The 705-nt window shown below is 69.5% G+C and carries 1 pseudogene; it reads right to left on the bottom strand.

Annotated features, from left to right (window positions below):
• Positions 1 to 705: pseudogene (locus AC1DYI_RS37630) on the bottom strand (NAD-glutamate dehydrogenase); the annotation flags it as partial.

Here is a 705-nt window from a genome sequence, read left to right as displayed (position 1 = left end):
GCACTGGCGTCGGCGCATGGGCCAGCTCGCGGGCATTGGCCGGCAGTTGCGACAGGCCCGACGAGGCCTTGTCGGCCTCGGTCTCTCGAAGAACACCCAGCCCGCTGCCCGGCACCAGGCGCAGTGCGCTGTCGCCGGCCAGGTTGACCAGCTCGTGCTGACGGTAGCCCAGCAGCGTCAGATGGTCGTCGGCCAGCCATTCGAGGAATGCGCGGCTCTCGGCCACCTGTTCGGCCGGCAGCGTGTCGGGCAACTGGCCCAGTTCGGCGATCGCCTCATGCAAGCGCGCGACCATCGGCTTCCAGTCTTCGACCGTTGCGCGCACATCGCCCAGCACATGCTCGATGCCGGCCACCAGATCGGCCTTTTGCTGCGGGTCGACCAGGCGGTCGATCTCGATGTGCATCCACGATTCGCGCGTGCCGGGGCCTGCATCGGTGCCGGCGCTGATGCCGGTCAGCGTGCCGTCGGCGGCGCGTTCGACGCGGTAGATCGGGTGCACGATCAGGTGCAGCGTCAGCCCCTGGCGGTTGATCTCGGACGAGGTCGAATCGACCAGGAACGGCATGTCGTCGTTGACGATCTCGATCACCGTGTGGCGCGAGGCCCAGCCGTGCTCGGCCACCGTCGGGCTCAGCACTCGCACCTTCGGGCCGCCGGGGCCGCGCGTGGCGCCAAACTGCCAGTGCGACAGCAGCGCGCCGG

The organism is Ideonella sp. P3_A4 (assembly GCF_056403075.1).
This window is presented reverse-complemented; position numbering and strand designations above follow the sequence as displayed.